At 46.3% G+C, this 24,794-nt stretch carries 23 protein-coding genes and 2 tRNA genes; 9 read left to right on the top strand and 16 right to left on the bottom strand.

Translation table 11 applies throughout. The features are described 5' to 3' along the window. The first annotated feature begins 48 nt into the window (after positions 1–48). From H6H02_RS11875 to H6H02_RS11910, 8 genes are all read left to right on the top strand, one after another. Entirely contained in the window at positions 49–1,278 is a 1,230-nt protein-coding gene (locus H6H02_RS11875; protein ID WP_190817855.1) for a glycosyltransferase family 4 protein, read from the top strand. Positions 1,279–1,423: 145 nt separating this feature from the next. After that, positions 1,424–2,029, top strand: a complete 606-nt coding sequence (yqeK, locus tag H6H02_RS11880) for a bis(5'-nucleosyl)-tetraphosphatase (symmetrical) YqeK (protein ID WP_190817858.1) — start codon at positions 1,424–1,426, stop codon at positions 2,027–2,029. Positions 2,030–2,134: 105 nt separating this feature from the next. Further along, entirely contained in the window at positions 2,135–2,641 is a 507-nt protein-coding gene (gene rsfS, locus H6H02_RS11885; RefSeq protein ID WP_347342605.1) for a ribosome silencing factor, read from the top strand. 20 nt (positions 2,642–2,661) lie between these two features. Beyond that, the gene (locus H6H02_RS11890; RefSeq protein WP_190817860.1) at positions 2,662–3,162 is read left to right on the top strand and encodes a CGLD27 family protein; all 501 of its coding nucleotides are present in this window, start codon (positions 2,662–2,664) and stop codon (positions 3,160–3,162) included. Between the two features lie 133 nt (positions 3,163–3,295). Beyond that, positions 3,296–4,249 carry an asparaginase gene (locus H6H02_RS11895; protein ID WP_190817862.1) on the top strand — a complete coding sequence of 318 codons (954 nt, stop codon included), beginning with the start codon at positions 3,296–3,298 and terminating at the stop codon, positions 4,247–4,249. A gap of 49 nt (positions 4,250–4,298) precedes the next feature. Further along, positions 4,299–4,375: transfer RNA gene (locus H6H02_RS11900), tRNA-Met, on the top strand. A gap of 91 nt (positions 4,376–4,466) precedes the next feature. After that, positions 4,467–5,951, top strand: a complete 1,485-nt coding sequence (locus H6H02_RS11905) for a DUF697 domain-containing protein (RefSeq protein ID WP_190817864.1) — start codon at positions 4,467–4,469, stop codon at positions 5,949–5,951. A gap of 237 nt (positions 5,952–6,188) precedes the next feature. Then, entirely contained in the window at positions 6,189–7,103 is a 915-nt protein-coding gene (locus H6H02_RS11910) for a branched-chain amino acid transaminase (RefSeq protein WP_190817866.1), read from the top strand. A gap of 266 nt (positions 7,104–7,369) precedes the next feature. Here the strand turns inward: H6H02_RS11910 and H6H02_RS11915 are convergent, their stop codons facing one another. Further along, complete coding sequence (locus H6H02_RS11915) at positions 7,370–8,233, bottom strand: alpha/beta hydrolase (protein WP_190817868.1); 864 nt, start codon at positions 8,231–8,233, stop codon at positions 7,370–7,372. 129 nt (positions 8,234–8,362) lie between these two features. Continuing rightward, a complete protein-coding gene (locus H6H02_RS11920) occupies positions 8,363–8,512 on the bottom strand; it encodes a hypothetical protein (protein WP_190817870.1) in 150 nt (49 codons plus the stop codon). A 228-nt stretch (positions 8,513–8,740) separates the two neighbouring features. Between H6H02_RS11920 and H6H02_RS11925 the strand changes: the two genes are divergently transcribed. After that, positions 8,741–9,757 carry a pentapeptide repeat-containing protein gene (locus H6H02_RS11925; protein WP_199329128.1) on the top strand — a complete coding sequence of 339 codons (1,017 nt, stop codon included), beginning with the start codon at positions 8,741–8,743 and terminating at the stop codon, positions 9,755–9,757. 259 nt (positions 9,758–10,016) lie between these two features. Here the strand turns inward: H6H02_RS11925 and H6H02_RS11930 are convergent, their stop codons facing one another. The 14 genes from H6H02_RS11930 to H6H02_RS11995 form a co-directional block, all read right to left on the bottom strand. Beyond that, a complete protein-coding gene (locus H6H02_RS11930; RefSeq protein ID WP_242040676.1) occupies positions 10,017–10,502 on the bottom strand; it encodes a Uma2 family endonuclease in 486 nt (161 codons plus the stop codon). A gap of 124 nt (positions 10,503–10,626) precedes the next feature. Continuing rightward, the gene (gene tsf, locus H6H02_RS11935; RefSeq protein WP_190818056.1) at positions 10,627–11,286 is read right to left on the bottom strand and encodes a translation elongation factor Ts; all 660 of its coding nucleotides are present in this window, start codon (positions 11,284–11,286) and stop codon (positions 10,627–10,629) included. A gap of 133 nt (positions 11,287–11,419) precedes the next feature. Beyond that, complete coding sequence (locus tag H6H02_RS11940) at positions 11,420–12,853, bottom strand: hypothetical protein (RefSeq protein ID WP_190817872.1); 1,434 nt, start codon at positions 12,851–12,853, stop codon at positions 11,420–11,422. Between the two features lie 179 nt (positions 12,854–13,032). Beyond that, positions 13,033–13,467, bottom strand: a complete 435-nt coding sequence (locus H6H02_RS11945; RefSeq protein WP_190817874.1) for a hypothetical protein — start codon at positions 13,465–13,467, stop codon at positions 13,033–13,035. After that, positions 13,467–13,850, bottom strand: a complete 384-nt coding sequence (gene rplL / locus H6H02_RS11950) for a 50S ribosomal protein L7/L12 (protein ID WP_190817876.1) — start codon at positions 13,848–13,850, stop codon at positions 13,467–13,469. Before rplL ends, H6H02_RS11945 begins: the two co-directional genes overlap by 1 nt. 68 nt (positions 13,851–13,918) lie before the next feature. Next, positions 13,919–13,984: transfer RNA gene (locus H6H02_RS11955), tRNA-Met, on the bottom strand. A gap of 1,009 nt (positions 13,985–14,993) precedes the next feature. Continuing rightward, on the bottom strand, positions 14,994–15,194 hold the full coding sequence (locus H6H02_RS11960; RefSeq protein WP_190817878.1) for a hypothetical protein: 201 nt from the start codon (positions 15,192–15,194) through the stop codon (positions 14,994–14,996). Between the two features lie 146 nt (positions 15,195–15,340). Further along, positions 15,341–16,327, bottom strand: a complete 987-nt coding sequence (locus tag H6H02_RS11965) for a GNAT family N-acetyltransferase (protein ID WP_190817880.1) — start codon at positions 16,325–16,327, stop codon at positions 15,341–15,343. 174 nt (positions 16,328–16,501) lie between these two features. Next, positions 16,502–17,008 carry a GNAT family N-acetyltransferase gene (locus H6H02_RS11970; RefSeq protein ID WP_190817882.1) on the bottom strand — a complete coding sequence of 169 codons (507 nt, stop codon included), beginning with the start codon at positions 17,006–17,008 and terminating at the stop codon, positions 16,502–16,504. Between the two features lie 10 nt (positions 17,009–17,018). Further along, entirely contained in the window at positions 17,019–17,867 is an 849-nt protein-coding gene (locus H6H02_RS11975; protein WP_190817885.1) for a class I SAM-dependent methyltransferase, read from the bottom strand. Positions 17,868–18,069: 202 nt separating this feature from the next. Beyond that, positions 18,070–18,570: a hypothetical protein gene (locus H6H02_RS11980; protein ID WP_190817887.1), complete on the bottom strand. Its 501-nt coding sequence runs from the start codon at positions 18,568–18,570 to the stop codon at positions 18,070–18,072. Positions 18,571–18,670: 100 nt separating this feature from the next. Continuing rightward, positions 18,671–19,156: a cupin domain-containing protein gene (locus tag H6H02_RS11985; RefSeq protein ID WP_190817889.1), complete on the bottom strand. Its 486-nt coding sequence runs from the start codon at positions 19,154–19,156 to the stop codon at positions 18,671–18,673. A gap of 117 nt (positions 19,157–19,273) precedes the next feature. After that, positions 19,274–19,807 (bottom strand): GrpB family protein, encoded by a 534-nt coding sequence (locus H6H02_RS11990; protein WP_190817891.1) that lies wholly within the window; start codon positions 19,805–19,807, stop codon positions 19,274–19,276. Between the two features lie 266 nt (positions 19,808–20,073). Next, on the bottom strand, positions 20,074–24,657 hold the full coding sequence (locus H6H02_RS11995; RefSeq protein WP_190817893.1) for a CHAT domain-containing protein: 4,584 nt from the start codon (positions 24,655–24,657) through the stop codon (positions 20,074–20,076). Positions 24,658–24,794: the final 137 nt, after the last annotated feature.

Genomic DNA, 24,794 nt, shown 5'->3' on the forward strand with positions numbered 1-24,794 from the left:
TTAGACTAGGTAGAAGCTTAGCGCTAAACATTTGGTAAGACCTAGATCATGCGGATATTGATTTACTCCTACAACTACCATCCCGAACCAATCGGCATTGCCCCCTTGATGACCGAACTAGCGGAAGGTTTGGTAGCACAAGGTCATCAAGTTCGAGTTGTCACTGCCATGCCAAACTATCCGCAACGGCGCATCTACGACGAATATAAGGGGAAATTGTACCTAACAGAACTAATAAATGGCGTAGCCATTCAGCGCAATTACGTCAGGATTCGCCCGAAACCGGGTTTGATAGATCGAATTCTATTAGATGCCAGCTTTGTACTGATCAGCTTAGTCCATGCCCTCAAGGGCAGACGACCAGACGTGATTTTGTTAACCGTACCGCCCCTGCCAGTTTCCGTTCCAGCCGCGCTACTGGGATGGTTACACCGCTGTCCGGTGGTGTTGAACCTCCAGGATATTTTGCCGGAAGCCGCAGTTCATACGGGGTTGCTCACCAACAAACGGATAATTGCCATCTTTGAAAAGCTAGAAAAATTTGCCTACCGAACCGCAACAAAGATTAGCGTCATTGCCGATGGATTTATTGATAATTTAGTTGGCAAAGGAGTCCCGGAAAGCAAAATTGCGTTAATTCCCAACTGGGTCGATGTTAAATTTATTCAACCTTTGCCCAAAGAAAATAATTATTTTCGAGCCGCTCACCAACTTGACGGCAAATTTGTGGTTCTCTATTCCGGTAATATCGGTCGCACCCAACCCTTAAAGACCTTGATCGATGCGGCAGCTCGCCTGCGACATATTCCAGACATTGCTGTGGTGATTGTGGGAGAAAAAGAAGCCATAGAGGACTTGGAGTTATATAGTCAAAAAGTGAATGCGCCAAACGTGTTGCTACAGGGATTTCAAGACCGCAAAAAATTGCCGGAACTGCTGGCAGCGGCGGATGTAGGCTTGGTGATGCAAAAGGAAAACGTGATTTCCTTTAATATGCCTTCTAAAATTCAGGTGCTGCTAGCCAGCGGTCGGGCAATTTTGGCTTCTGTTCCTGCTAGTGGTACAGCAGCTAAAGCAGTGCAGCATAGCGGCGGCGGTGTCGTCGTTCCCCCAGAAGATCCTGAGGCTCTGGCGGCAGCAATTTTAGACTTATATCAAAATCCTGACAAAGCGGAAACCCTGGGTCAGCAAGGTAGAAAATATGCCATCGAAAACTACTCCTTCGAGCACGCCTTGGAGCAGTATGAGAAGCTGTTTGATGAGGTTAGGCTTCATTGATCTAGAATGAAAGCAAAATGGTTATCGGTTTGAAGTGGCGATCACGCAATGCCTAGCCTTTATATCCTGGGAACAAGCGATCGCCCAAACCCCAAGGCTTTGTCCTTAGCCTCTGTCCCGATAGCCTTATGGAGTTCCTCGCCCAATGCGCGAACAGGTCTTAGCCTGGTTAGCAGATCGTGTCCCTGCCGCTCGAATCAAACATATTCTAGGCGTCGAGCAGATGTCTATTGATCTAGCGCTGCATTATCAACTTGATGTGAAAAAAGCAGCGACAGCGGGGTTGATGCACGATCTCGCAAAATACTTTAAGCCTTCAGTGCTGTTACAAATGGCACGAGAAGAAGGATTGAAATTAGACCCGGTGGATGAAGAAAATCCGCATCTGTTGCACGCAGATGTCAGTGCAATTGTTGCCAGAGACCAATTTGGAATATTTGATGAAGAAATTTTGCAGGCAATCCAGGATCACACCTTAGGCAGACCAGGAATGAGTGGATTGAGTTGTATCGTGTTTTTGGCTGATACTCTGGAGCCAGGAAGAGGCAATACTCCTGAGTTAGAAGCTCTAAGACAAGTTGCTTGGCAAAATCTCTACAAAGCTGTTTGGTTAACTTGCGATTATTCCCTGAAATATCTCCTCGAAACTCGTTGCTTAATCCACCCTCGAACGATCCGTAGCCGTAATTGGGCACTTCAAATCGCTAGCCAAAAGCAGCAATCCGAAGCAGAAAGGATGAAGGATAAATGAAATGAAAAATTAAAAAAAGCCATAAAAAGCTGAGGGTCGAAACTTCAAAAATTAAAATATAAACTTCAGCATCTCCCTCGGACAGTGCTGTGAGTTGAACCAATTTTGAAGGAATTCATAGGTGTTTTTGAACAAGGAAATCAGGATTTAATGTCAGAACAGTTCAAGATACAGTCCTCCTCTGTTGGGAGCGAAGCATTTAACTCTAACGAAACCGACGCGAATGCTTCTGCTCGACTGGCTGTCAATGCAGATAACCAAGAAGCAAGTAAAGAGCTGGCTTTGACCGCTGCCAGAGCCGCTGACGATCGCAAAGCATCTGACATTGTATTGCTCCAGGTAGGAGAGGTATCCTATCTCGCGGATTACTTTGCGATCGCAACCGGCTTCTCCAGAGTCCAGGTGAGAGCGATCGCCCAATCAATTGAACAGCAAGTGGAAACGAAGTGGCAACGCCTGCCTCTGCGCGTGGAAGGAAAGGCAGAAGGCAGCTGGGTCTTGTTGGATTATGGGGATGTGATTATTCACATCTTGTTGCCTCCAGAGCGGGAATTTTATAATCTGGAAGCATTCTGGGGTCATGCTGAAAAAATCGATTTCTCAGCATTGTGAGCCGATGGAAGAGTAAAAATATGATGGAAACTCCAGTTTCAGTTTGCCCAGTTCCCACTGAACAACAACCGCTCAATGAGTACCAGGAGTTGAAGGATTCCTGGTCTTTTCGCTGGGTGACGCTGGAACTGGGAGGATACATCAGAAAGCTGGCTTGGATTTGGGGTCTCGGCTGGTTCATCGCCGGTCCGATGGCAGCAGCAAGCTTTGCGCCAGGAAAGTATCCGAGCAAGTTTATCCTCATGGGTGCAGCAGGAGCGAGCCTGGGACTGGTATTGGCACTGGTGCGGCTGTACTTGGGTTGGTCTTACGTGCGATCGCGCTTAGAGAATCAACAAGTATTTTATGAAGAATCCGGTTGGTACGACGGTCAGTGCTGGACAAAGCCAGAAGAAATTTTGACCCGCGATCGCTTGATCGTCACTTACCAAGTTCAACCAATCCTTCAGCGGTTACAGCGAACCTTTGTCTTGCTTGCCTTATTTTTCTTTGCAGGTAGTCTAACTTGGTATTTCCTGTAATGAGTCATTAGGCATTAGGTCATTGAGCCAGAGGTAGAGGATAGTAAGGAAAGGCTTCACAGTCTACCGACGACCTCAGAACAAGCGATCGCAAGCTACTGAACAACTAACAAAAAGTGATAAAGTCTTACCCATGACAAGGGGAAAAAGAAATCAATCCGCAGAACTGGAAGTTCGGTTGCTGCGCGAAGGCATTATTGAATCAACGCATCGCGCCCAAGCAGTCGTCTGTGACAACCGAGGGCGCGTTCTATCCGTGGCAGGCAGTTCGGAAACTGCTGCTTTTGTTCGTTCCGCCCTCAAGCCATTTCAGGCGCTGGCAATTACGACTACCGGCACCCTGGAACGCTACAAGCTAACGGATCGAGACTTAGCGATTATCTGTAGCTCCCACAAAGGCACGACCGCCCAAGTCCGACAAGCTTTTAACGTTCTTTGGCGCTCGGATGTTGACCCATCAGCACTTCAGTGTCCAATTCCAGAAGGCAAACGGAGTCCCCTGGAATTTAACTGTTCCGGGAAACACGCTGGAATGCTTGCCGTTTGCCAAGCAAGGCATTGGCCCCTGAATACCTATTTGCAGCGGAACCACCCCGTTCAGCAGCTAATTTTAGGCAAAGTTGCCGAATTGCTGCGAATGCCCGCTGTCGAGTTCATCAGTGCCCACGATGATTGTGGCGCTCCTACCTACTTTATGCAGCTGGGGCAAATGGGTACGTTGTATGCCCAGCTTGCCTCTGGGAATAATTTGGATATGGAGCGCATCGTCCGCGCCATGACCCATCATCCGAATATGGTGGCAGGAGAAGGGTTATTTGATACAGAACTCATGCGTCTGACTGAAGGCGAAATCATCAGTAAAGGGGGGGCAGAAGGAATTCAGTGTATTGGTCGAGTTGGCGAAGGTATGGGACTGGCAATTAAGGTGGCGGATGGAGCTGGACGGGCAAAGTGTGCCGTTGCTATTCATTTACTTAAGCAAATGGGTTGGATTAGTCCCACGGTGGCGGAAACCCTCTCGGAGAACTTTATGAGCTTGAGCAAATTCAAGCGCCTAGATGTCGTTGGGGAACTTTCAATGATGTAGTTGCCACATTCCTAAATTTGCGTTATAGTAAATAGGTTGGCAAAAACGACGCGGGATAGAGCAGCCTGGTAGCTCGTCGGGCTCATAACCCGAAGGTCAGTGGTTCAAATCCACTTCCCGCCACCAAATACAAAAGTAAACAATCCCTGCAATCCCAAAAGGTTGCAGGGATTTGTTGTAGGCTGGTTAGCAGCGATTGGGTTACATTTAAATATTTATGGCTGTGAATTTGCGGCGTCCGATTTTAGTCGGGGGAATTGGTCTATCATTCTCGCTTTGGCTGTTGCAGAGTTTTCATGACTCAGCCGGGACAGTCGGTGAGTTTAGTGTAATTGGCGCGATCGCACTCGGCGCTGGCTTCTGGTTATTCCAGAAACAGACAGCCAAAGAGCTTCATCTGCCAGATGTCGGCCAGATGGACAGGGAAACGGTAGAAAAAGCGATCGCTCAAACCGAAGGTACGATTAGCCAGCTAGAGGCAGAGGCAGAAAAGCATCCGGCAAATGTCCCGCTAAGAGAACAACTCGCCAAAATTACGACTGAAATCGACCGTCAGGAGATGCATTTAGCAGTCACTGGCGGAAAGTCAGTCGGTAAATCTACCTTAATTCAAGTTTTAGAGTCCAACTGGGTTTCGCAACAGCCGCAAAAACTCGGCTTGCAGGAGACACCCGCGTTATTTACTGCAACTGACCAAACCCCACCCCCTTCCCTGAATCAAGAAGGGTTAGTGGAGAGGTCAGATTTAGTGCTATTTGTCACGAATGGAGATTTGACCGATCCAGAATATCAAACCTTACAGCAACTAGCGGCATCTAAACAGCGTGCAGTGCTAGTTTTGAACAAACAAGATCGGTATTTACCTGAAGAACGCGCCACGGTGTTGCAGCAATTGCAGCAACGAATGCAAGGAACGCTGAAGGGAGAGGATGTTGTGGCGATCGCGGCTTCCCCCAGCGCCATCAAAGTGCGCCAGCATCAACCGGATGGATCGGTGCGGGAGTGGATGGAAACCCCAGCGCCTGAGATGAGTGCGATCGCGGGTCGGTTAAGCCAAATTTTAGCCCAAGAAAGTCAACAGCTCGTTTGGGCAACGGCTTGGAGGGCAGCTTATGCGCTGAAAGCCGAAGCGAAATCCGCCTTAAATGAAGTGAGACGCGATCGCGCCCTTCCCGTTATCGAGCAATATCAGTGGATTGCTGCCGCCACCGCCTTTGCGAACCCTGTACCTGCCTTGGATTTGCTGGCAACTGCTGCCATTAATGGTCAGCTAGTCATGGATCTCGGTAATCTTTATCAGCAAAAATTCTCTGTTCAACAAGCGCAAGCGATCGCTGGGACAATGGGTAGCTTGATGCTCAAGCTTGGTTTAGTCGAACTGACTACTCAAACCGTTGGTGGGGTTCTGAAGAGCAATGCCATCACATTCGTCGCCGGAGGAGCGGTTCAGGGCGTCAGTGCTGCCTATCTAACCCGCTTAGCTGGTTTAAGCTTGATTGAATATTTCCAAGCGCAGGAAGCCGCTACGACAGCCGAAGGGCGTCTCTTGAATCTCGATCAGTTGCGCGAAACCCTGCAAAAAGTGTTTCAGCAAAATCAACGAATTGCTTTCTTGCAAGGATTTGTCAAGCAAGCCGTCGGGCGTCTGGTGCCAGAATCACCCCAACCTGCGATCGCGGGTAACGAGATTCCTAGTTGTTAGCCCAGCAGTAGGGTGAGCATTGCTCACCCTACTATTAAAATGTTTTATTCATAATCGAAATTTCTACTAGATCGAAGTCAAGTCATCATTTATAGTAATAGTCACTCACTTTCTTGAATTCCTTAATTTAGTGGGAACACCTGTCCCTTTGGAATTTTGAAAGAAAGTTAAGGAAGCCGAATGTGTATGCTCACAATCGGGAAATTGAAAAACACCTGGGAAAACTTCTTTAAGCTTATGAATAATTTTTTACCCATTGCTTACTTTCAGAACAAATTTGTCCCTTTTAGTGAAGCCAAACTTTCGATTGCTACCCAGGCTTTGCACTATGGAACGGGGGCGATTGGTGGATTAAGGGGGATTCCTGACCCTCAAAATGATAAGCAAATTTTACTATTTAGGTTAGACCGTCATTGCCAAAGGTTAAGTGATAGTGCTAAGTATTTACACTATGATTTACCCGCTTCCAACATTCGAGAAATTATCGTTGATTTAGTTAAAAAGAATCAACCAAACAAGTCTTTTTATATCAGACCTTTTGTATATACTTCAGGGTTAGGAATTGCCCCTAGACTCCATAATGTTGAGAAAGATTTTTTAGTTTACGGAATTGAGCTAGCAGATTATTTATCTCCCGAAGGAGTCAGCTGTCGAATTAGTTCTTGGTATCGACAAGAAGATCGCAGCTTGCCTCTGCGAGGCAAAATCAGCGCCGCATATATTACTTCTGCCTTAGCGAAAACTGAAGCGGTAGAGTCCGGTTTTGACGAGGCAATTATGATGAATTCTCAGGGGAAAATTTGCGAAGCCTCTGGGATGAATATATTTTTAGTGAGAAATGGGCAACTGATTACCCCTGGATTTGAACAGGATATTCTAGAAGGAATTACCAGAGACAGTGTCCTAACAATTGCCAGAAATTTAGGAATTAAAACAATAGAAAGACCCGTTGATAAATCAGAGCTTTTCATTGCTGACGAAGTTTTTCTGAGCGGGACTGCTGCCAAGGTTGCGCCAATCAAAAAAATTGAAAATTATCAACTACCAGAAAGCAAACCGATTACTGAGAAACTGCGAGAAAAACTCATCGCAATTACGGAAAATCGAGATCCCGATTATCAAGATTGGGTAGATGCGATCGCGCTTGAATAAGAGAATCCGTCAGACGGAGAGACAAGCGCGATCGCATCTCTAGAAACAAAACTGCCTTCCCAGGCTAAAAGAACCCCATCACTGGCGAGACTCGAAGGCGATCGCAACATTGATATTTGATTGCCACGCCCGCGTCACATCCACGGCTTACGGTTTTATTTGTATCGATGAAATTCCTCAAATCCATAAAAGCAATGCTGCCCTCTCACAAGAGGGCATTTTTGTTGGTAGAGGCGATCCGCTCATAACCCAACTCTTGATAAACGCTACGCCTTAACGCCCATCTGTCGCAGGATAGTAGTACACAGGTCGCTATTGACATCCAGAAAACCATCAATGGCAGTAAAATGGTTTTTACCAGGTTGGGGTAGATATTCGCCCTCCAAACCTTTCGCTTTCCAGGCTGCTAGAAACTCATCGGACTGGCGTTTAAATTCTTTGGATTCATCTCCGCCGTAGGTGACAATCAACGATCCGGCTTTGTCAGGAATATGCAGGATGGGGCTGTTGCGGAGAACTTCTCCCCAATTCAACTGTAAAGCGGGTTGCAGCCAGGTGTAAGGGAAGGGCATCAGGTCAAATAAACCACTAATCGCGCAGCCTCCTTTAATGATATCGGCAGGTAAACCGTAAGTTTCTTCCCAATCAGTTGCCATCAGCATCGCTGTTAATTGACCGCCTGCCGAGTGACCGGAGACATAAATTCGATGGCGATCGCCTCCAAAACTAGAAGCATTTTTATAAATCCAAGCAACCGCTGCTCGACTCTGGCGTACTATCTCATCCATTGTCACGGTAGGACACAAGGCATAGTTGGTGACGACTACTGTAACTCCCGCTTCCACAGGTGCTTTAGCGACTAAACTAAAATCCTGGCTGCTGAGCAGCCGCCAGTAACCACCGTGAATAAACACCAAGATGGGGGCATCCGGTTGAGCTGCTGGAAAGATATCCAGATGTTCGGCTAGAGTAGGGCCAAAGGGAAGCTGGAGTTTGCAAGGCAACGCAGAGCGAACGCTAGCGCTTGTTTTCACGTAGAAATCTGCGTACACCGTGAAGTCTGGCACCGACTTTTCTACGTCATATTCAGCATCCAGCTCGGCTTGGGTTGAGAAATTACGATAGAGCATAGAGCGTTTCTCGGTTGGGTGGAATAGATTGCGGTTCTAACGTTCCGTCGGGGCGTGGCATTGCCATTGTAGGGGCATGGCAATTCCCATTGCTGTCAACTTAAGAAAGAACAGCGTTTGTCAATCCGCTCATCTATCAGCAACCGATTCGTTCCCAACTCCTAAAGCAAGAACAATGGCAGCACACTCACCTAAGTCAAGCCCTGTATCTATCTGAAGGGTATGCACTTTATTTATATCCGTGACTGACTGCACCTCAATCCAGCTTGCTGACTGCACTGCTGAAACGGCTGGGTGAGTTCCCGTTCGTGCTTTGCTTTACATCAACACGCTACTTGATAAATAATTTGCTAAAGCAGCACAAATGCTCTGCAATATATATAGTTCAGAATGAACTACTCTCCTGCAATAGTCAAGACATTATTATGAGTTAAAATATAATGAAAAATATTTAAATCTCAACAATAGGAAGCATCTCAATTTTCATAGCTATATAGGGGTAAATAAATGATAATTTCCGATAAAAGAGAATTTTTGAAACTTTATGAGAATGGAAAAAGAGATTTTACTAAAGATGTATATGTAGAACTCGAAGGAGCAGACCTACAAGAAGCAAATCTCCAAGGCGCAGACCTACAAGAAGCAAATTTTCAAGGAGCTGACCTACGACAGGCAAATCTTCAAGAAGCTGACCTACGAGGAGCGAAACTCCAAGGAGCAAATTTACAAGGAGCAAAACTCCAAAAATCTAAGCTCAAAGGTGTCTATCTTCAAGGCGCAAATCTTAAAAGTGCAAAGCTACAAGAAGTAAATTTGCACGAAGCTAATCTTAGAGGTACATATCTCCAAGGTGCAAATCTAAAGCGGTGCATAGATATTGAAATAGCAAATTTCGGCGGCGCTAAGTATAATAATAAAACTAAATTTACTGACTATTTTGACCCAGAAAAACATGGTCTTATTAAAGAAAATAGAAGTGGGTCTTTTGAAAGCAGATCGCCAAATAAATTGATTAATAACGAAGAATATATACAAACCTCTCTGAGGTTAGACTTAGAAGGTTCTAGCCCAAAAATTAAGATTTTACAACTTAGAGAAGCCGTAACACAAATTAAACTATCTATTGGGCAGCGACGAGGGCAAGCTAAATTTCGTGAAAAATTGCTCACAGCTTATGATAACTGCTGTGCCATGACAGGTTGCACCGTAACAGCAGCTTTAGAAGCGGCTCATATCGTCCCCTACCAGATAGAAGAAAACTACGATGTTAAAAACGGTCTAATTTTACGAGCAGACATACATACGCTCTTTGACCTTGACCTAATTCGCATTTACCCAGAGGAGAATCCAGAAAAAAGAAAAATAGAGCTTCATACTTGCTTGCTTAACACAAGCGATTATAAGAATTTAAACGGAAACATCCTACGAACGCCTATGAAAAAAGATTATTTACCAGAAAAACATTATCTTGAATGGCGACACAAAAATTATAAATCACTATTGGGGCATTTGTTAATAAGATAAATTTTAGAATAAGGCTCTTATAAAGATGCTGTGTCTCCAGAATATCCATCAGCAACTCTAAGCCCGATCGCATCCTCCCTGGCTAAACCTCTTTTTCCCGCAGCTTCTCTCTTACCCACTTACGCCAAGTATGAATAAAAGTAGTGTCATCCAGGGTTTCTGCTTGCTGTAAAAATTGATTGATAATTTCTACAGATACAAATGGAAACGTTGGGCTATTCTCGCAGAGATTGTATGTTCCTGCCTGTAACTGGTAAATTTATACCCGCTGCCCAACATAACGCCAAACCTCAGAAACTCCTAATTGACTGTAAATTTGCAATCTTCTACTAGAGGGACTGGTAATATCAACCTCAATCACTAAATCAGGTGTAGGATCTTTGGTAAGGTCTATCGTTCTACCTTGAATGCGCTCAACATTTTGGATGTAATAGCAAGAATCTGGTTCTGCACCACGCTGTAAGTCTTCTCGATTTAGAGTTGTTGAACGAAATCCTTTTATCGGTAAATCCAACTCTTCAGTTAATGCTTCAATCATCCGTTCCAAAAGCTTCGTATTGGTTTCGTGGCGGTCGGACGGCATTGTGATTTCTAATACACCTCGATCGTAGGCAAGACGAGAAGAACGATTATCACCCATTTCAGTTAACAATGCTTGATAAGTTTGCCAACTAACCCCTTGCAGGATAACTCGATGGGTGCGTTCTCTAGGTATATCTTGAACTGGCAGGGAAGGGCTTGCCATTGTTTTAATTTTTTATAATAGAGACTATCTTATCTTGGAAGTGCTGAGTAGAAGTAATTTAACGATTCCGAAGAAAGTAGGGCGGACAAGATGCCCGCCCCACAAGTATAAACTGTCAGCTTTATTAACTACCGCCCATTTGTGCAGCGACTTCTTCGGCAAAGTTACTTTCAGGCTTTTCAATTCCTTCGCCTAACTCAAAGCGGATAAAGCGACGCACTTGGATATTTTCGCCGAGTTGGGCGACGCTTTGCTTAACCAGTTCTTCCACCACGATATTTTGGTCACGAATGTAAGGCTGATCCATCAAAGACATTTCTTTCAGGCGCTTTTCAATTCGTCCCCGAACAATTTTTTCTTTGATATTTGCTGGTTTGTTAGCTAAGTCATCCCGCCCCATTTCGATTTCTGTTTCTTTCTTGACAATTTCAGCCGGAATATCTGCTATTTTTACGTATTCCACATTCGGACAAGCCGTAATTTGCATAGCGATGTTCCGCACTAAGGTTTGGAATACTTCGCTGCGACTTACAAAGTCAGTTTCGCAGTTTACTTCTACTAGCACCCCAACTTTAGCGCCAGTATGAATGTAGCTGTCAATAATTCCTTCTGCCGAAATACGATGGCTTCCGCCGCATGTTCTACTCATACTTTTTTGGCGCAACCATGCGATCGCTTTGGTCATATCGCCATTGGTTTCATCCAGTGCCTTTTTACAATTCATCATGCCTGCACCTGTTTGTTGGCGCAGTTCTTTGACAACTTGTGCAGTTATTTCCACCAGATTTGTTCCTCCTTGACTAATAATTTTGTTGACCTCTCCCCAACCCCTCTCCTCGCAGAAGAGGGGCTTTTCCCCTTTCTTACAAAGGGAGGGGGTTAGGGGTTAGGTTTTCTCGCGCTACAATTGAGCCGAGCTAGTTATCAACTCGCACTGGTAATGGTGTCTCCAGAATTTCCATCAGCAACTCAAGGCGAGATGGGCGAGACAGCAATGGCACCAAGTTTGGCAGCGAGTAGTAATCACCTGCGAAGGTGAATGTTTCCAGCGGTACTTTAGATTGCTGCAACTGCCGCTCTAAGTAGTTGCTATGATTGCCGACTTTGACAATAATTACATTCGGCATCATCTTCAAATCTTCGCAGTACCGGGGATAAACTGTGTTGAAGTAAGGGGTGTTGTTTTCGCCTTCATCGGTGACAATAATAATCTGTTCTACCGACTGCTTCTGCTGACGCATCTTTTCTAGCGATGCACCGATGCTAGTGCAACCTTCTGGGAATAGGTGCTGGAAAGCTTTTTCCCAATCTGACAGCGCCTTACCTTGTGCTTTTACTTCAACAGCTTTGGTATCGAAAGCGTAAACAAACAAATTGCCTTCGCTAATACCAGAAATCAAAGCTGCAATTTGCTTTCCGACTTCCAGCGCCTCAGTCATGCTGCTGCTTTTGTCTACAAACAAGGCGGTAGACTTGGTAATCTTACCCCGCTTTTTCACCTGTTCGTTGACAACTTGCTCTAGTTGCGCCACAGTTGCATCATCGACGTTAGCGACACCTGCTGCTTTCATCGCCTTGAATGCAGAGACGCGATCGCTTGTTGCAGCTTCTGTCAATTTTGCATCAATCAGCGCCTTCACCTCGGCGTTTTCCATCGCACCCCGCGCTTGCAGCGACTTGAGGTTGTTAATTACTTCTTGCGGTGACATGGCGTTAACCAGCGCCATCAGCACTTCTGGCGTTACTTCCTTCACCGCACCAATGGCAACAGTGTAGGGAATTTTGTGTTCTGCAATCAGTTGTGCTTTTGCTTCTGGTGTTTCTGATGCAGCCAGTTGCTTGAGTGCAAACGCAAGACTATCTTCCGGCGGTGCATCTTTGAATAGTATGGCGTTAGCGCGATCGCTAGGGCGTATGTGCAAACTTGCATAAAGATGCTTCATCGCCTTGCGTCCCCGCACCGCTGCGCGATCGAAAAACGCTGCATTCTTTTCCCGTTCCTGCAAATAACGCCGCACCGCAGTCCGCGCCGAACGCGGTAACTTTTGCTGATGCTGCTTCATAAAGTCTACAATTCGCGCCACCTGGTAAGGCGGAAACTCTTGTAGCATCATGAAACCTGCACCCCGATGTTCGTTCAAGCTGCTGGTGAGCAAATTACCGACGAAAACTTCCTTGTGGTCGCGGACATCACCCTGGCGCTGATACCATGCAGCCAAGTGTCCGTAAAAGATGGGGTCAAGTTCGACCATCATCTTATGCACTTCTGCTACCTTACCGAGTTCCCGATGTGGCGTAGTCAGCAGACTATTGAGCATTTCTAAACGCAAGTCGCGTTCTAGTGTATTCATTGCAACTACCTCCATTGCATCTTGAAGTGTTGAGGAGGCAGATGTCGCACGCAAGTAATTTGGTGCCGCGCAAGTCGAGAAAGCTGTTTTTTTACCTTAAAAGGGTATGTAAGCTTTTTCTGTTGGGGCGCGGCGACAACTGCCATTATAATTCGCCAAGCAAGAGACTGTCATCCCTGCTAATCTAAAGGTTTCAAATCCGGTTCAAGCCAAGTTATCCGAGCTTGCCAGGACATTAAGCGATCGCGGCTGTAGTATTGCAAGGGAAAAGACTTTTTCCCGTAAATTTTGATAAACGCGTTAGCAATATCTACGATAGAAAAATCTTTCCCTGCAATCGACAGATATCTACTTATTATCCGAATCCAAAATAGAGTTATGGTTTCGTGATAGCCCCTGTCGTTGGTGGTTTGGATGCCATTAACTTTGTTGTAGTGCTGGATGCGATCGCGTATGCAATTCGTCGCTTCCGCCTCCGAGTAACGAGTGAGATACCATACTGCAACGGTTAAGTGTGCATGATGATCCCACTCGCTTCGTGGCAAGGTGCAATTCTCGAATGCCGCAATTAGATTTTCTATCTCACCGACTGATTGGTATTTCACAACCGCCATTACTTCAGAGATACTTTCGCACCTGCTACTTCTAGCTGTTGCTTGATGTCGTTAGCGTCTGCGAGAGAGATCGCTTCCTTCATCACTTTCGGCGCTGACTCAACAAAGTCTTTTGCTGCCTTCAGATCCAATCCTGTCAAAGTCCGTACAACTTTGAGGATTGCAATCTTCTTATCAGGAGGAACTTCCTCCAGAACCACATCAAACTCAGTTTGTACTGGTGGGTTTTCAGACTTGTCCTCTTTTTCCTCAGTAATCACTGTCCACTGGCGAGGAGAAGCATCAACTCTAAAAGTATTTTCAATTTGCGTAACCAGTTCAGCCGTCTCAATTAGCGTTAATGATTTTAACTGTTCTAAAATATCAAGTGTTTTTACAGACATTGTTATACTCCTCCTCATAATTGGAAATGAAATATTGACACTACGCGCAAGTTGAGAAAGCTGTTCGGATATACACGGGAGTTGAACCCGTCACTGCTTGATTATGAGTCAAGTGCTCTACCAGATGAGCTAGTATGTAAGCTTTATCGATTAGGGCGCGTAGTGGAAATTTTGAAAATTAGAAATAATGAGTGTCCCGCACAAGTTTAAAAAGCGATTCACTGGAGAGTTACCGTTACTCTACACTGCCAAATAATGGCAGCGGTAGGAATTGAACCTACATCTCCCGCTTATCAGGCGGATGTGTGTATGCTTCTCAGGTTAGGGTGCGGAACACAAAATTTAAAGCTGAGTATCCATAAAAGACACTATTTAGTTTGCAATCTGTTTTGGAAAAAATTGTCACTTCGTACAAGTTAAGAAAGCTATAGTTAACGGGAGTTGAACCCGACCTATCGATTAAGATTCGATTGCTCTACCACAGAGCTAGTATGTAAGCTTTTTAAGTTTGGGTACGAAGTGGAAGCTTTTTTTTATTTCCAGTTGGGTTAAAGGATAGTAGCTACGCGCAAGTCAAAGAAGCTTTTTTTACCTCTCCAAGCAGCGGAGAGGGTAGGAATCGAACCTACAATTCAGTTTCCTGAATGTTACCAGTTTGTATGCTTCAAGAGTCGGGGCGCGTGCCATCAATCCCCATGATTTTAAATGTTAAGTCCCGTACAAGTTAGCAAAGCGGTTATCACTTTGGCTCTCTACCCATTGAGCTACAGATACATTAAAAGCATCTGGTGGGAATCGTAGGTGAAGCCTTCTCGAAGAATACCCACTACCTCCCCAATCGTAACGGGAATGTGTGTATGCTTTACAAGTTAGGACGCGGGAAAAGTTTTGACAGTTACGCCCGTGCAAGTCGAAAAAGCTTTATTACAACTTACGACCGTTCTTACTAAACATTGCTTAGCAGTGGACGCGCAAACCGCATCTGACGAGAGACTTGGAATGCTTCGCTAGTTCGGTCGCCCGAATTTCACTACCTTAGGATCGTTATCAATGGTGTGTATGCTTTCTCTGTCAGGGCGCGGGACAGTAATAATTTTGAGTTTTGGCGTTTGAGTTTTGAATGAATTTAAAATTCAAAACTATTTAGCCATAAACTGCTTCTGGGCGCACAATTAAATCGCCACTGGGACGACGATCGACAACGTAGGATTGGAAGCGCTCGCTTCTAACATCAAAATGCTGTGCGAGGCGTTCCTTAACGGATTTGTCATTCATCCCATCCGTTACACCCAGTTGATTTTCTTCGATGTCGTAGGAACGACCTTCAAAACGAATATGAACCATTTTAGACACCTCCTTCAAGCTGGTAGGTAAAGCAAGCCAAGAAGAGAAATGCTTTTGCTTTGCTTCTCTTTAATACTACATTTGTGCTACAAAAAATGTCAAGGGGTTGAAAAACTTTTTTTGTGGCTTTTTAGCGCCAGGATTTTTTACACATCCTTGACGTAGAAAATGCGGGTGAACGCTTTGCAAAAGCCAACCGACTCATACAACCGCAACGCATCATTCGCATTTTGGGAATCGACACCAAGCTTCGCTGTATCCACACCCGCGGCTTTCAACTGATGCAGTCCCGCAAGCAACATCGCTCGTCCCAACCCCATCCGGCGAAAGCCGCGCCGAGTACCAAGGATGCCAATCCAACCTTCATTGCGTCCGCTCCGGATGTTATCCTGCGTAGCGATATGGCAGTGACAGTAGCCAGCAAATGTCCCGTCTGGAGAAACTACAATTAAATCGAGTTCCGGTCGATAATCAGGGTCACTTAACCAATGCTTGTGTTCCTCGACTGTTAAATCGAAGTGATTCCAGTGGTCAAAAAAAGACTGATTGTGCAGTTCCACCCAAGCTTCCGCATCTTGTTCGCCTTGAGAGTGGCGCAGTACGAATCCTTCTGGAAACTGCGGTTCAGGAATCGGAAGATAAAGCGATCGCTCTGCGTCGGCTACAAGCCTGCGCTCCATTGTAAGAAAGTACCTGTCAGCTGTGAAACCGCAACTATCTAACAAAGCAATGCGTTCAGCTTGGTCATTGCGGGTGCTAGAGCGTAGCTTAACACTCCTCCCTCGCTCCCGACTAACTTCCCGCATCCGTTCCTCACCCCAGGCAATGATCTGCATTTCCAGATTTCTGCCACGCGCGTTCGGATGGACGCGAAACCTTAGGAAACCCTCAACGACTGCTGCACCGTGTGGCGGAATCCACATCTGACCGCTGCCCATTAGCTGACCGTTGGCATCCTCCCACAATCGCAGATTGCGCTCTTTGTCAAACGATGGCGACTCAAAAGCCTGCCGTAGTTCGGCGACAGACGTGCCTTGGTCTAGGCGATCGACTGCTTCGCAGGCGTTAAAAAAGTGAGCGATCGCTTCTAAATCTGCTTCCCCTGCATAAGGACGCATTGTTAAAGTAATCATAAAATTAGCTTAGATGCCTACATTGCCGTAATTCCGGCAATTAAAGTTGCAATTCACTACAGGCATACTACAAGCAATTGCGGAAATAACACCTCACCTGATTGGGTGACAAGCTGACATTGCAGCCGATACTTTGCAGCCAATACTTTGCGATCGCGATAATTTTTGCACTGCTTAAGGCGATCGCAACTTTTCAAAGTAAAGGAGAGGATGCTCGTTGACGACTTCCCGTCCCGTTTGCCTCATCCCTAGCTTCTCAAGCACCCGCACAGAGGCAATATTCGGTTCGTCCACATCCGCCCTCACCTTGGGAAGGGCAAGCTTGTCCAGAGCATAGCTCAACACTGCGCTGGCGGCTTCTGTTGCGTAACCATATCCCCAGCGATCGGGATGAACTCCGTAGATTAAACTGGGAGTCCATTCCTCTGAAGGCAAGAAGCCAGCAAAACCGACAAGATAGTCAAGGTCGCGCATAAAGACTAGCCAGAGTCCGTACCCATGCTGTTCAAAGTTGGCGAGGCTGTCCTCGACGAATGCTTGCGCCTCGTCAGACGAAATTATCCGGTTGTCGAATAGGAAATATCGAATGCGATCGCTCGTCCAGAGCTTGTGAATGAGTTGGATATCCTCTATCTGGCAAAGTCGAAGCTGTAATCTAGTTGTTTGGAGTACGCAACTCATCGTTATTAAATTAATCCGCACTCTTGTGAGCAATAGCCATCATGTGAGCGCTCATTCCTAAGGTAGACGGTTCTGTTTCCAGCCAGCGAATCGCTTCCAAGAGTCGTTCGCGACGCGCTGAATCACCCCAACGCTCCTCGAAGTTTTGTAGCAACCAGCCTGGTCCTTCGATCGCAAATACTCCTTGACACTGTAAGCCTGCTTCTTCAATCTCTGTTTTCAGTTCTTCGGGATGATGGAAAAAGGTTGTTGTAAAGTAATCAGGATGGTTGTTTGGGTTGCGATGTTGACCATCAGTCAAATCGCCTTGAACGATTTTCACAAATTCTGGGTCATCTAATTTGCCCTCAAACAATCCAGCTAAGGTCGAGGCGAAGCGGGAAATTCCAGCCGCGAAGACAATCCCTCCGTTTCTTAAGATGCGATGAGCCTCAGCTAAGGCAGTCATGCGATCGCTGCGCTCGGTCAAGTGATACAAAGGACCAAGCAGGAGAACAACATCAACACTTGCCTCCTCTCGATTTAACTGGCGGGCATCCCCAACCGCCATACTTGCAAGTGGGCGAGCTTGTTGAGACTCGGAAGAACGCTGAGCCTGCTCTATATGTAAAGGAACCGCATCAATGAGATGAACTTCATAGCCTTGTTGAGCCAGCCAAAAAGCGTAAATACCAGTACCGCCCCCAACATCAAAAATCGTTGCCGGTGGAGGGGGCAAGTAACGACTGAGAAGTTCTTGGGTTCGGGCTAATTCAAGCTGACCTACACTGTTCAATAAACGCTCAGCTTCTCGACCTCCCTCATAGTGAAGAAGTGCTTCATCTGGGAGCAGGTTGTCTAACCCGGATTGCTCAGACATCGTGTTTCCTCCTTATGAAGGTAGTATCACAAAAGGGATTGCGAAGCGCTACTGCTTTCAGCAAAGGGCAAAGGTAACATCACGAAAGCGGTCTAACGGCAAGCTTCATCAGCATTAGAGGACTTCAAGCGAAACAAAAGATCGCCAATCTGTCCCGTGCATACATGTGTTGTGCGGCGTGACAATGCTAAACTACGCAACCCTAGAAATTGATCCATTCCTTGTAATTATTACCAACCCCCAGAAGTTCCTCATAGTCTTGTTGAATAACCGACCAATCACCGTAACCTTGCTCAACACAGTCAAGGTCAAGGCATATCTGAAAGATGCTGCCTCGAACATCATCTGAAAGATTGTCATGTTCCTGGGCTAGGAAATACAACTTGCTGAACAATTGACTATGTTTGGGTTGTGCAAATTTCCCCTGTTCAGGCGAAAGGGTTGGATACACGTCGCCAAGCTTGGCGATCGCAAGCCGGAACGAAATCTCCAAATCCTTTGTACCTGGAACCAAATCCAACAGGTGAATGATATCTAGAAGATGTTTGGTTGTACTTATCGATAGTTCAATCATCCAATCTGACGGGCGATCGCTCTCTTCAATGAGTTGGTCTACCCAAGCAATAACCTCGTTGGCTAAACAAAGCCCTAGTAACATCCCTATTGAAAAATAATCAGCATACTGTCTCAAGCTAGGTTGCATCTTACAACGTCGTCTTCAAGTTTGATTGGATTGGCAATTTGAGCGTAGCTTGAACACGCTTGAAGCTGTAATCTGGTTGTTTCGAGTACGGAACTCATCTTTATTCGGTATCCAATGCTCCAAACGGTTTAGCATCTGACAGGTCAAAGATTTCAATCGCATCCTCACGGCGAATCATACGTTTTCCAAGGTGCGGGAAATCGGCAATTTCTATATCGAGGTTTTCTCCTCCCATTAGGTAAACTAAGTCGTCATCGCCTGTATTCCTCAGATGATGAGCGACTGAAGGAGTCGGGAATGCCATGAAGTCTCCTACACCAACCTCAAATTCTTCCCCGTCAATTTCCGCAATTCCGCAGCCGGATAGGATGTAAATCCATTCTTCCTCGCGGGAATGGGAATGATAGACAAAGGATTCCTTTCCGGGAGGGACTTTCGCAAAGTTGACTCCGGTGCGCTTTAGTCCGAGCAAACGCCCCATTTGTGTCCCTGAGATTTCGGATTTCGGATTCCAGGGGTGGGAGAATGTTTGCATATTGTCTTCAATTTGTTGACGCCGCAAAATCAAAGATTTCTTGTCTGCCATGTTCGTAACCCTCAGATGGTTTACTAGATACCTAACAGCTAAATTCAGCGATCGCAATATGGGGTTTCATAGAGGTCTCTCCTCGCGAGCAAAATATAAGTTTGGATAGCGACACTGTTACTCATCTACTGAAGATACACACCACTCTGCCGCTTTTTGGTCAATGGTTTTGATAAAGTCGTCTTTCCCGTCCATATATCCTTCTATATCATCAGGATACATCTCGGCTAATTTCCGCTTAAGGTTACTGTATTGCTGTGCATCTTCAGGATGAGCAATCATGTAATCTCGAAATGCTAAGTGACGCTTTACCTGTGCTGAACCAATCTCGAATGTATGAACGTGATGTGTTCTGATACCTGCTTGGCTATTCTTGCGGAAGAATCGACGACCAGGAATTCCATAATCACCCATCACTTCATAACCCAGTGACTCCATTGCTGCACTCTGCTCATCTACACGAGAAATGTCTTTCACTTCAACCAACAGATCGATAATGGGCTTTGCGTAAATATTGGGAATTGCCGTGCTACCAATATGATGTATTGCAACCATATTTTTACCCATTGCCTCGGCAACTTGCTGCGACTCAGCCTCGAACGCATCTCGCCACTGTAGATTGTGTGGAACTACTTCAACTTTGAACGGCATGACTGGCACCTGTAGTAATGCAAGATTCTTGGAATGAGGAGTAATTCTTGGCTACACTCGCCGATTCTCCAATTGCGAAATTCTTAATTTGTAGATAAGTGCTGTCTGAGGTCATTAATCTTGTATCAGTTTGAGAGGGTCTGGCATTTCGGTGTATTCAGTTGGGGAACCGCTGATTTTAAGCCAAGAGAATTTGGAAGCAACAAAGAGGCAGATATCGCGATCGCAATTAACCTGGATTTTGTGCAACTTTACTGGCAAATCGACTACTGGCAAATCGAGAGACTGTGTGTTTGCAGATAATCCCGCATCCAGGCACAGTTTAGAACCAGTAGGGCATCCAGATCCAAATTCCATAAAATAATTGTGCGATCGCTACTAGCTGAAGCGATTGTTTGACCATCTGGGCTAAAACTTATCCCCAAAACGCTATCAGTATGCCCACGTAAGGTTTTGAGCAATTTCCCACTCAGGCTCCAGAGTTTCACCGTTCCGTCAGAACTGGCAGAAGCGAGAGTTTGACCATTCGGGCTGAAGCTGATGCTATTGACTCGATTGGTATGTCCGGTTAAGGTTTGGAGCAACTGACCGTTGCTCCAAAGTTTTACGATTCCATCAGCACTGGCAGAAGCGAAGGTACTACCATTGGGACTGAAGCTGACATCTAAAATACCAGCACTATGTCCCGGTAGAGTGCTGAGCAAACTTCCGTTATGCCAAAGCTTCACCGTTTCGTCAGCACTCACAGAAGCTAAAGTCTGTCCATCCGGGCTAAAACTCACGCTTGTTACCGATTCCTGATGTCCGATTAAGGTATCCAGCAGAGTTCCATCCCGATTCCAGAGTTTCACAGTTCTGTCAGCACTCGCTGAGGCTAAAGTCTGACCATCTGGACTGAAACGAACACTCAAGACACTAGCAGTATGTCCCTGGAAGGTCTTCAGAAGCGTGCCGTCTTTGTGCCACAATTTTATCGTTTTGTCTGCACTCGCTGAAGCAAACGTCTGTCCATCCGGGCTAAAACTGATACTGGAAATCTCCCCATTGTGTCCTTTGAGAGTTTTTAGCAGTTTCCCGTCTTGATGCCAAAGCTTCACTGTTTTGTCGGCGCTGGCGGAAACCAGAGTCTGACCATCTGGACTAAAACTTACACCCCGCACCTCAGAATCATGCTTCTGCAAAGTGGGAAGTTTCTCAGTGTTAGGGTGCCAAAGTTTAACTGTAGTATCGGCGCTGGCAGAAGCCAAACTCTGACCATCGGGGCTGAAACTCACACTGTAAATCGAAGCGCTGTGTCCTTTGAGGCTAGAAACAAGCGTGCCATCCAGACGCCAGAGTTGCACCGTTTTGTCCGCACCGGCAGAAGCCAAAGTTCGACCGTCTGGGCTAAAACTAACCGCCCAAACGAGATCCTTGTGTTCGGTGAAAGTTCTGTAGGGACGAGTTTCAAACCCTCCCAGACTCCGATTCTGACGCCAGAGTTTCACTGTAGTATCTGCGCTGGCAGAAGCCAAAGTCTGACCGTCGGGGCTGAAACTGACGCTATTGACTGAAGCAGTGTGCCCTTTTAGAATCCCTAGCAATTTACCATTGCGGTGCCACAGTCTAATTGTTTTGTCGGTGCTAGCTGTTGCTAAGGTTTGGCTGTCTGGGCTGAAGTGAATACTTGTTACCCAAGAGCGATGACCCTTTAAGGTGACAATTAGGCTGCCGTTCCGCCGCCAAAGTTTCACCGTTTTGTCCGCACTGGCAGAGGCGACAAACTGACCATCTGGGCTAAAAGCAACGCTATTGACTTTGCCCGTGTGCCCTTTGAGAGTGGTTAAGAGTCTACCGTCCCGGTGCCAGAGTTTCACCGTTTTGTCATAACTCGCAGAAGCCACCATTTGGCTGTCTGGGCTGAAGCTGACGCTTTTTACCTTGTCTCGATGTCCCTCCAGCGTCGTCAACAGCCTGCCATCCGGTTGCCAAAGTTTCACTGTCCCGTCATCACTCGCAGACGCGATGGTTTGACCATCCCGGCTAAAACTGAGGCTAATGACCGTTCTTTGATGTCCCTCTAGACGGTTATACTCTCTGACGCCGTAGACTGCTTGCTGTAGAACCGTTACCACTCGAATGCGAGTGTCGGGTTTGGCTTCGATAGATTGTTGTAGCTGTCTACCTGCCTTTAAACTTTCCAGCAATGCTTCTAGTTCTTTATTTGAAGCTAAAAGTTCATCGGAGGAGGCACTTAAAGCATTGAGTTGAGCATCAATTTCACCCGTTTCGGCTCGCTGCCATTGCTTTGTAGCAATTCCCACTAGCAATCCTAGTCCTATCAAACCGCTCGTGAGTCCCAGGATAACTTGTCTTCGTTGGCGATCGCGTACTCTCTGTTCTCGTGCTTGCAGTGCCAAACTCGCCTGTATAAAAGTTTGTTCCGTTGAACTCAGATCCACCGAACGTTCGACGTACCAATGTTGGGCTTCTAATAATGGCGCACCTCGCCACAGTACCCCCTCATCTTGTTGGCTATCCCATTGTCGCAAAGCTATCCGCAATCGCTCCTGCCAAGTCCGGAAGCTGCGGTCATCTTCTAGCCACTGGCGCAAGCGTTGCCACTCTCTAATCAACGCTTCATGGACGATTTCGACGGTTTCAACCCTGGTTGCCTCATCTTGTCTGCTAACAACCAAACGTGCATCTGCTAAGCGCGTAACTAAGTTCCAATTGTCTTGTCCTACGTCGGTACGGGTGGCGATGCGGCGAGTATCGGCAGTGCCTTCACCGGGATGCACCAATTGGAGAAAGATACGCTTTGCCTGTTGCTGTTCTTCCGGTTTGAGTGCTGCATACACCTGTTCGGCATAACTAGCGAGTGCTTGTTCGACACCCCCAATGGCATCATAAGCAGCATGAGTGAGGATACCGTTGCATTGTTGTTCCCACAGCAAGGTCAAGGCAAACTCCAGTAAAGGCAGAGAACCGGGTTCGCAGCTAACGGCATCTAGTATGCGCGATCGCAATCCTTCCTCGATTTGTACGCCTAAATTTTGGGCTGGTTTTGCGATCGCGGCTTGCAGTTCTAAGCGGCTCATTTGCCCTAAAAATTCTGGGGGGAAGCGTTGCAACGCAGAGGCAAAGGGATGGTAAGAAAGGGCGTATTCGCAGAAATCCGCTCGTAAAGTGAGAATTAGGGTAAAACTGGGTATCTGGTTAACAGCAGTTAATAATTCATCTTGAAAGCGTTGACGGATTTCAGCTTCCTGACAAAGCGTGTACAATTCCTCAAACTGATCGGCAAATAAAAGCAGATGGTCAGTTGTGGGAGTTTTATCTAGAATTCGCTCTAACACAGCGATTAATGGCAAGTCACCCTGCTGAATTGCCGTTGCTAGTTTGTTGATTTCAACCAAACGATCTGTTTCACGCAACTGCGGTTCTAATAGGGGAATCAGCTGTTCTGCCAGTTTTAAAAAAGGACGGTTCCCCGGACGAAAGCTAACAATTAGCCAATTTTCTATCTGACGCAGACGTGGAATTAAGCCTGCAAATACTGCGGAAGATTTGCCGCTACCGGAAGGGCCAATCGCAGCGACGAGTGGCTGATTATATACTGCTTTCAACAGTTTCTCAGTGAAAGCTTCTCTACCAAAGAAAAACGGTGCATCGGCTTCTTGAAATGCAGACAAACCCCGATAGGGACAGGGAACTTGCCCAGTTTGTACGGGCACGGCACTGCCGTGCCCGTACCCGTCAAGAGACCCTTTTCCTCTATCATGTAATCCTTGCCAAAAGATGGGCACCGCTGTGGGATTTTGGCAGATTACTGGCAACCAACTGGCGCAAGGACATCGATCCTCTAAAGCTTGCAACTGTTCTCGTGCTTCTCGCACAGAGGTATAAAAAGACTCACCCCTAGAAAAAGAAGTGAGAAAATACTTGAGAAATTCCTGAGCAACCAAGTCAGGGACTGGTTCCCGCATGACAACGATTTGGGGAATATGCAGGCTTTCGAGGGAACGTGCTAAGCCGAGTCCATCGCAGGAGTTGAAAACTGCCAGTTGTAAGCCGCGTTCTATTGCTCTTCTTAGAGCATAGGTTAACTCGGTGATGGATAAGCGATCGCTACCATTAATTTCAATCTCGCCCGTTTCGCCACAAGCAAGGCTGGAACTATGTCCGGCAAAAAATAAGATATCCCACCCAGATGAGTCCCAAAGTTGTTGGTATAACTGGCGGCGTTGCGGTTGGACTAAAAAGACAATTTCTGCATCATCAAGTAAACTTGAAAGCAACTGTCGGTCTGCTTCTATATCAATCCCATTCCCATTCCCCAAAATCGCTAAAATTCTGGTTTTTTCCCGTACTGGTGCGTCAGTTTCTACCCGTTCGTAAGCAGTTGCTCCCAGCGCTACTTCTGCCTTAGGGTAACGCCCGAAAAAATCCCATAAATGCCAAGGGAGTCGTCGCAGTTGGCTGTCTTCTATTTGCAGAATCAACCGCACTGTATCGGTTGGTAATAATTTTTCGAGTAATTTTTCTCGAATCGGGCGAAATGACTCAGCTTTGAGCCAGATTGCCAAACTATCTGCTAAGGTTTGAGCTGATTGGCGGCAAGCGTCAAGTAAATCTTTTGGAGAACCCTGAGTAATTTGCCCCCCTCTTTCTTCCAAGCGAAATAGGAACGACAGACTGCGATAGAGAGACTGCCAGTGTTCGTATTGTTCCAGTAACTGAGTTGCTGGAGGCAATTTACCTTTGGTACGGGTGGTGACAGTATGGTTGCCTTCTTCCCGAATTTCCAGCGTTGCTACTGCTCCTAGATGCAAGTCACCATCAATATCCAGGATGACCAATTTTTCCATCGCTGCCTGCTTTCGGGAACTCTCAGGGATTAAACTGCTACAGCACTAATATAGTCTTAAACCTCGCCCAGATAAGACTAGGGGAGAGCGCCTATTCCAGCGAGATTAGAGGATGTTTTAAAAGTGGGGGCAATGTA

Source organism: Coleofasciculus sp. FACHB-1120 (assembly GCF_014698845.1).
Classification (GTDB): Bacteria; Cyanobacteriota; Cyanobacteriia; order Cyanobacteriales; family FACHB-T130; genus FACHB-T130.

What these genes read in the sequence shown, in the direction of transcription:
- H6H02_RS11875 (WP_190817855.1), top strand. Translation starts at nt 49, where the DNA reads ATGCGGATATTGATTTACTCCTACAACTACCATCCCGAACCAATCGGC.
- yqeK (WP_190817858.1), top strand. Translation starts at nt 1,424, where the DNA reads ATGCGCGAACAGGTCTTAGCCTGGTTAGCAGATCGTGTCCCTGCCGCT.
- H6H02_RS11890 (WP_190817860.1), top strand. Translation starts at nt 2,662, where the DNA reads ATGATGGAAACTCCAGTTTCAGTTTGCCCAGTTCCCACTGAACAACAA.
- H6H02_RS11895 (WP_190817862.1), top strand. Translation starts at nt 3,296, where the DNA reads ATGACAAGGGGAAAAAGAAATCAATCCGCAGAACTGGAAGTTCGGTTG.
- H6H02_RS11905 (WP_190817864.1), top strand. Translation starts at nt 4,467, where the DNA reads ATGGCTGTGAATTTGCGGCGTCCGATTTTAGTCGGGGGAATTGGTCTA.
- H6H02_RS11910 (WP_190817866.1), top strand. Translation starts at nt 6,189, where the DNA reads ATGAATAATTTTTTACCCATTGCTTACTTTCAGAACAAATTTGTCCCT.
- H6H02_RS11915 (WP_190817868.1), bottom strand. Translation starts at nt 8,233, where the DNA reads ATGCTCTATCGTAATTTCTCAACCCAAGCCGAGCTGGATGCTGAATAT.
- H6H02_RS11925 (WP_199329128.1), top strand. Translation starts at nt 8,741, where the DNA reads ATGATAATTTCCGATAAAAGAGAATTTTTGAAACTTTATGAGAATGGA.
- H6H02_RS11930 (WP_242040676.1), bottom strand. Translation starts at nt 10,502, where the DNA reads ATGGCAAGCCCTTCCCTGCCAGTTCAAGATATACCTAGAGAACGCACC.
- H6H02_RS11940 (WP_190817872.1), bottom strand. Translation starts at nt 12,853, where the DNA reads ATGAATACACTAGAACGCGACTTGCGTTTAGAAATGCTCAATAGTCTG.
- H6H02_RS11945 (WP_190817874.1), bottom strand. Translation starts at nt 13,467, where the DNA reads ATGGCGGTTGTGAAATACCAATCAGTCGGTGAGATAGAAAATCTAATT.
- rplL (WP_190817876.1), bottom strand. Translation starts at nt 13,850, where the DNA reads ATGTCTGTAAAAACACTTGATATTTTAGAACAGTTAAAATCATTAACG.
- H6H02_RS11960 (WP_190817878.1), bottom strand. Translation starts at nt 15,194, where the DNA reads ATGGTTCATATTCGTTTTGAAGGTCGTTCCTACGACATCGAAGAAAAT.
- H6H02_RS11965 (WP_190817880.1), bottom strand. Translation starts at nt 16,327, where the DNA reads ATGATTACTTTAACAATGCGTCCTTATGCAGGGGAAGCAGATTTAGAA.
- H6H02_RS11970 (WP_190817882.1), bottom strand. Translation starts at nt 17,008, where the DNA reads ATGAGTTGCGTACTCCAAACAACTAGATTACAGCTTCGACTTTGCCAG.
- H6H02_RS11975 (WP_190817885.1), bottom strand. Translation starts at nt 17,867, where the DNA reads ATGTCTGAGCAATCCGGGTTAGACAACCTGCTCCCAGATGAAGCACTT.
- H6H02_RS11980 (WP_190817887.1), bottom strand. Translation starts at nt 18,570, where the DNA reads ATGCAACCTAGCTTGAGACAGTATGCTGATTATTTTTCAATAGGGATG.
- H6H02_RS11985 (WP_190817889.1), bottom strand. Translation starts at nt 19,156, where the DNA reads ATGGCAGACAAGAAATCTTTGATTTTGCGGCGTCAACAAATTGAAGAC.
- H6H02_RS11990 (WP_190817891.1), bottom strand. Translation starts at nt 19,807, where the DNA reads ATGCCGTTCAAAGTTGAAGTAGTTCCACACAATCTACAGTGGCGAGAT.
- H6H02_RS11995 (WP_190817893.1), bottom strand. Translation starts at nt 24,657, where the DNA reads ATGGAAAAATTGGTCATCCTGGATATTGATGGTGACTTGCATCTAGGA.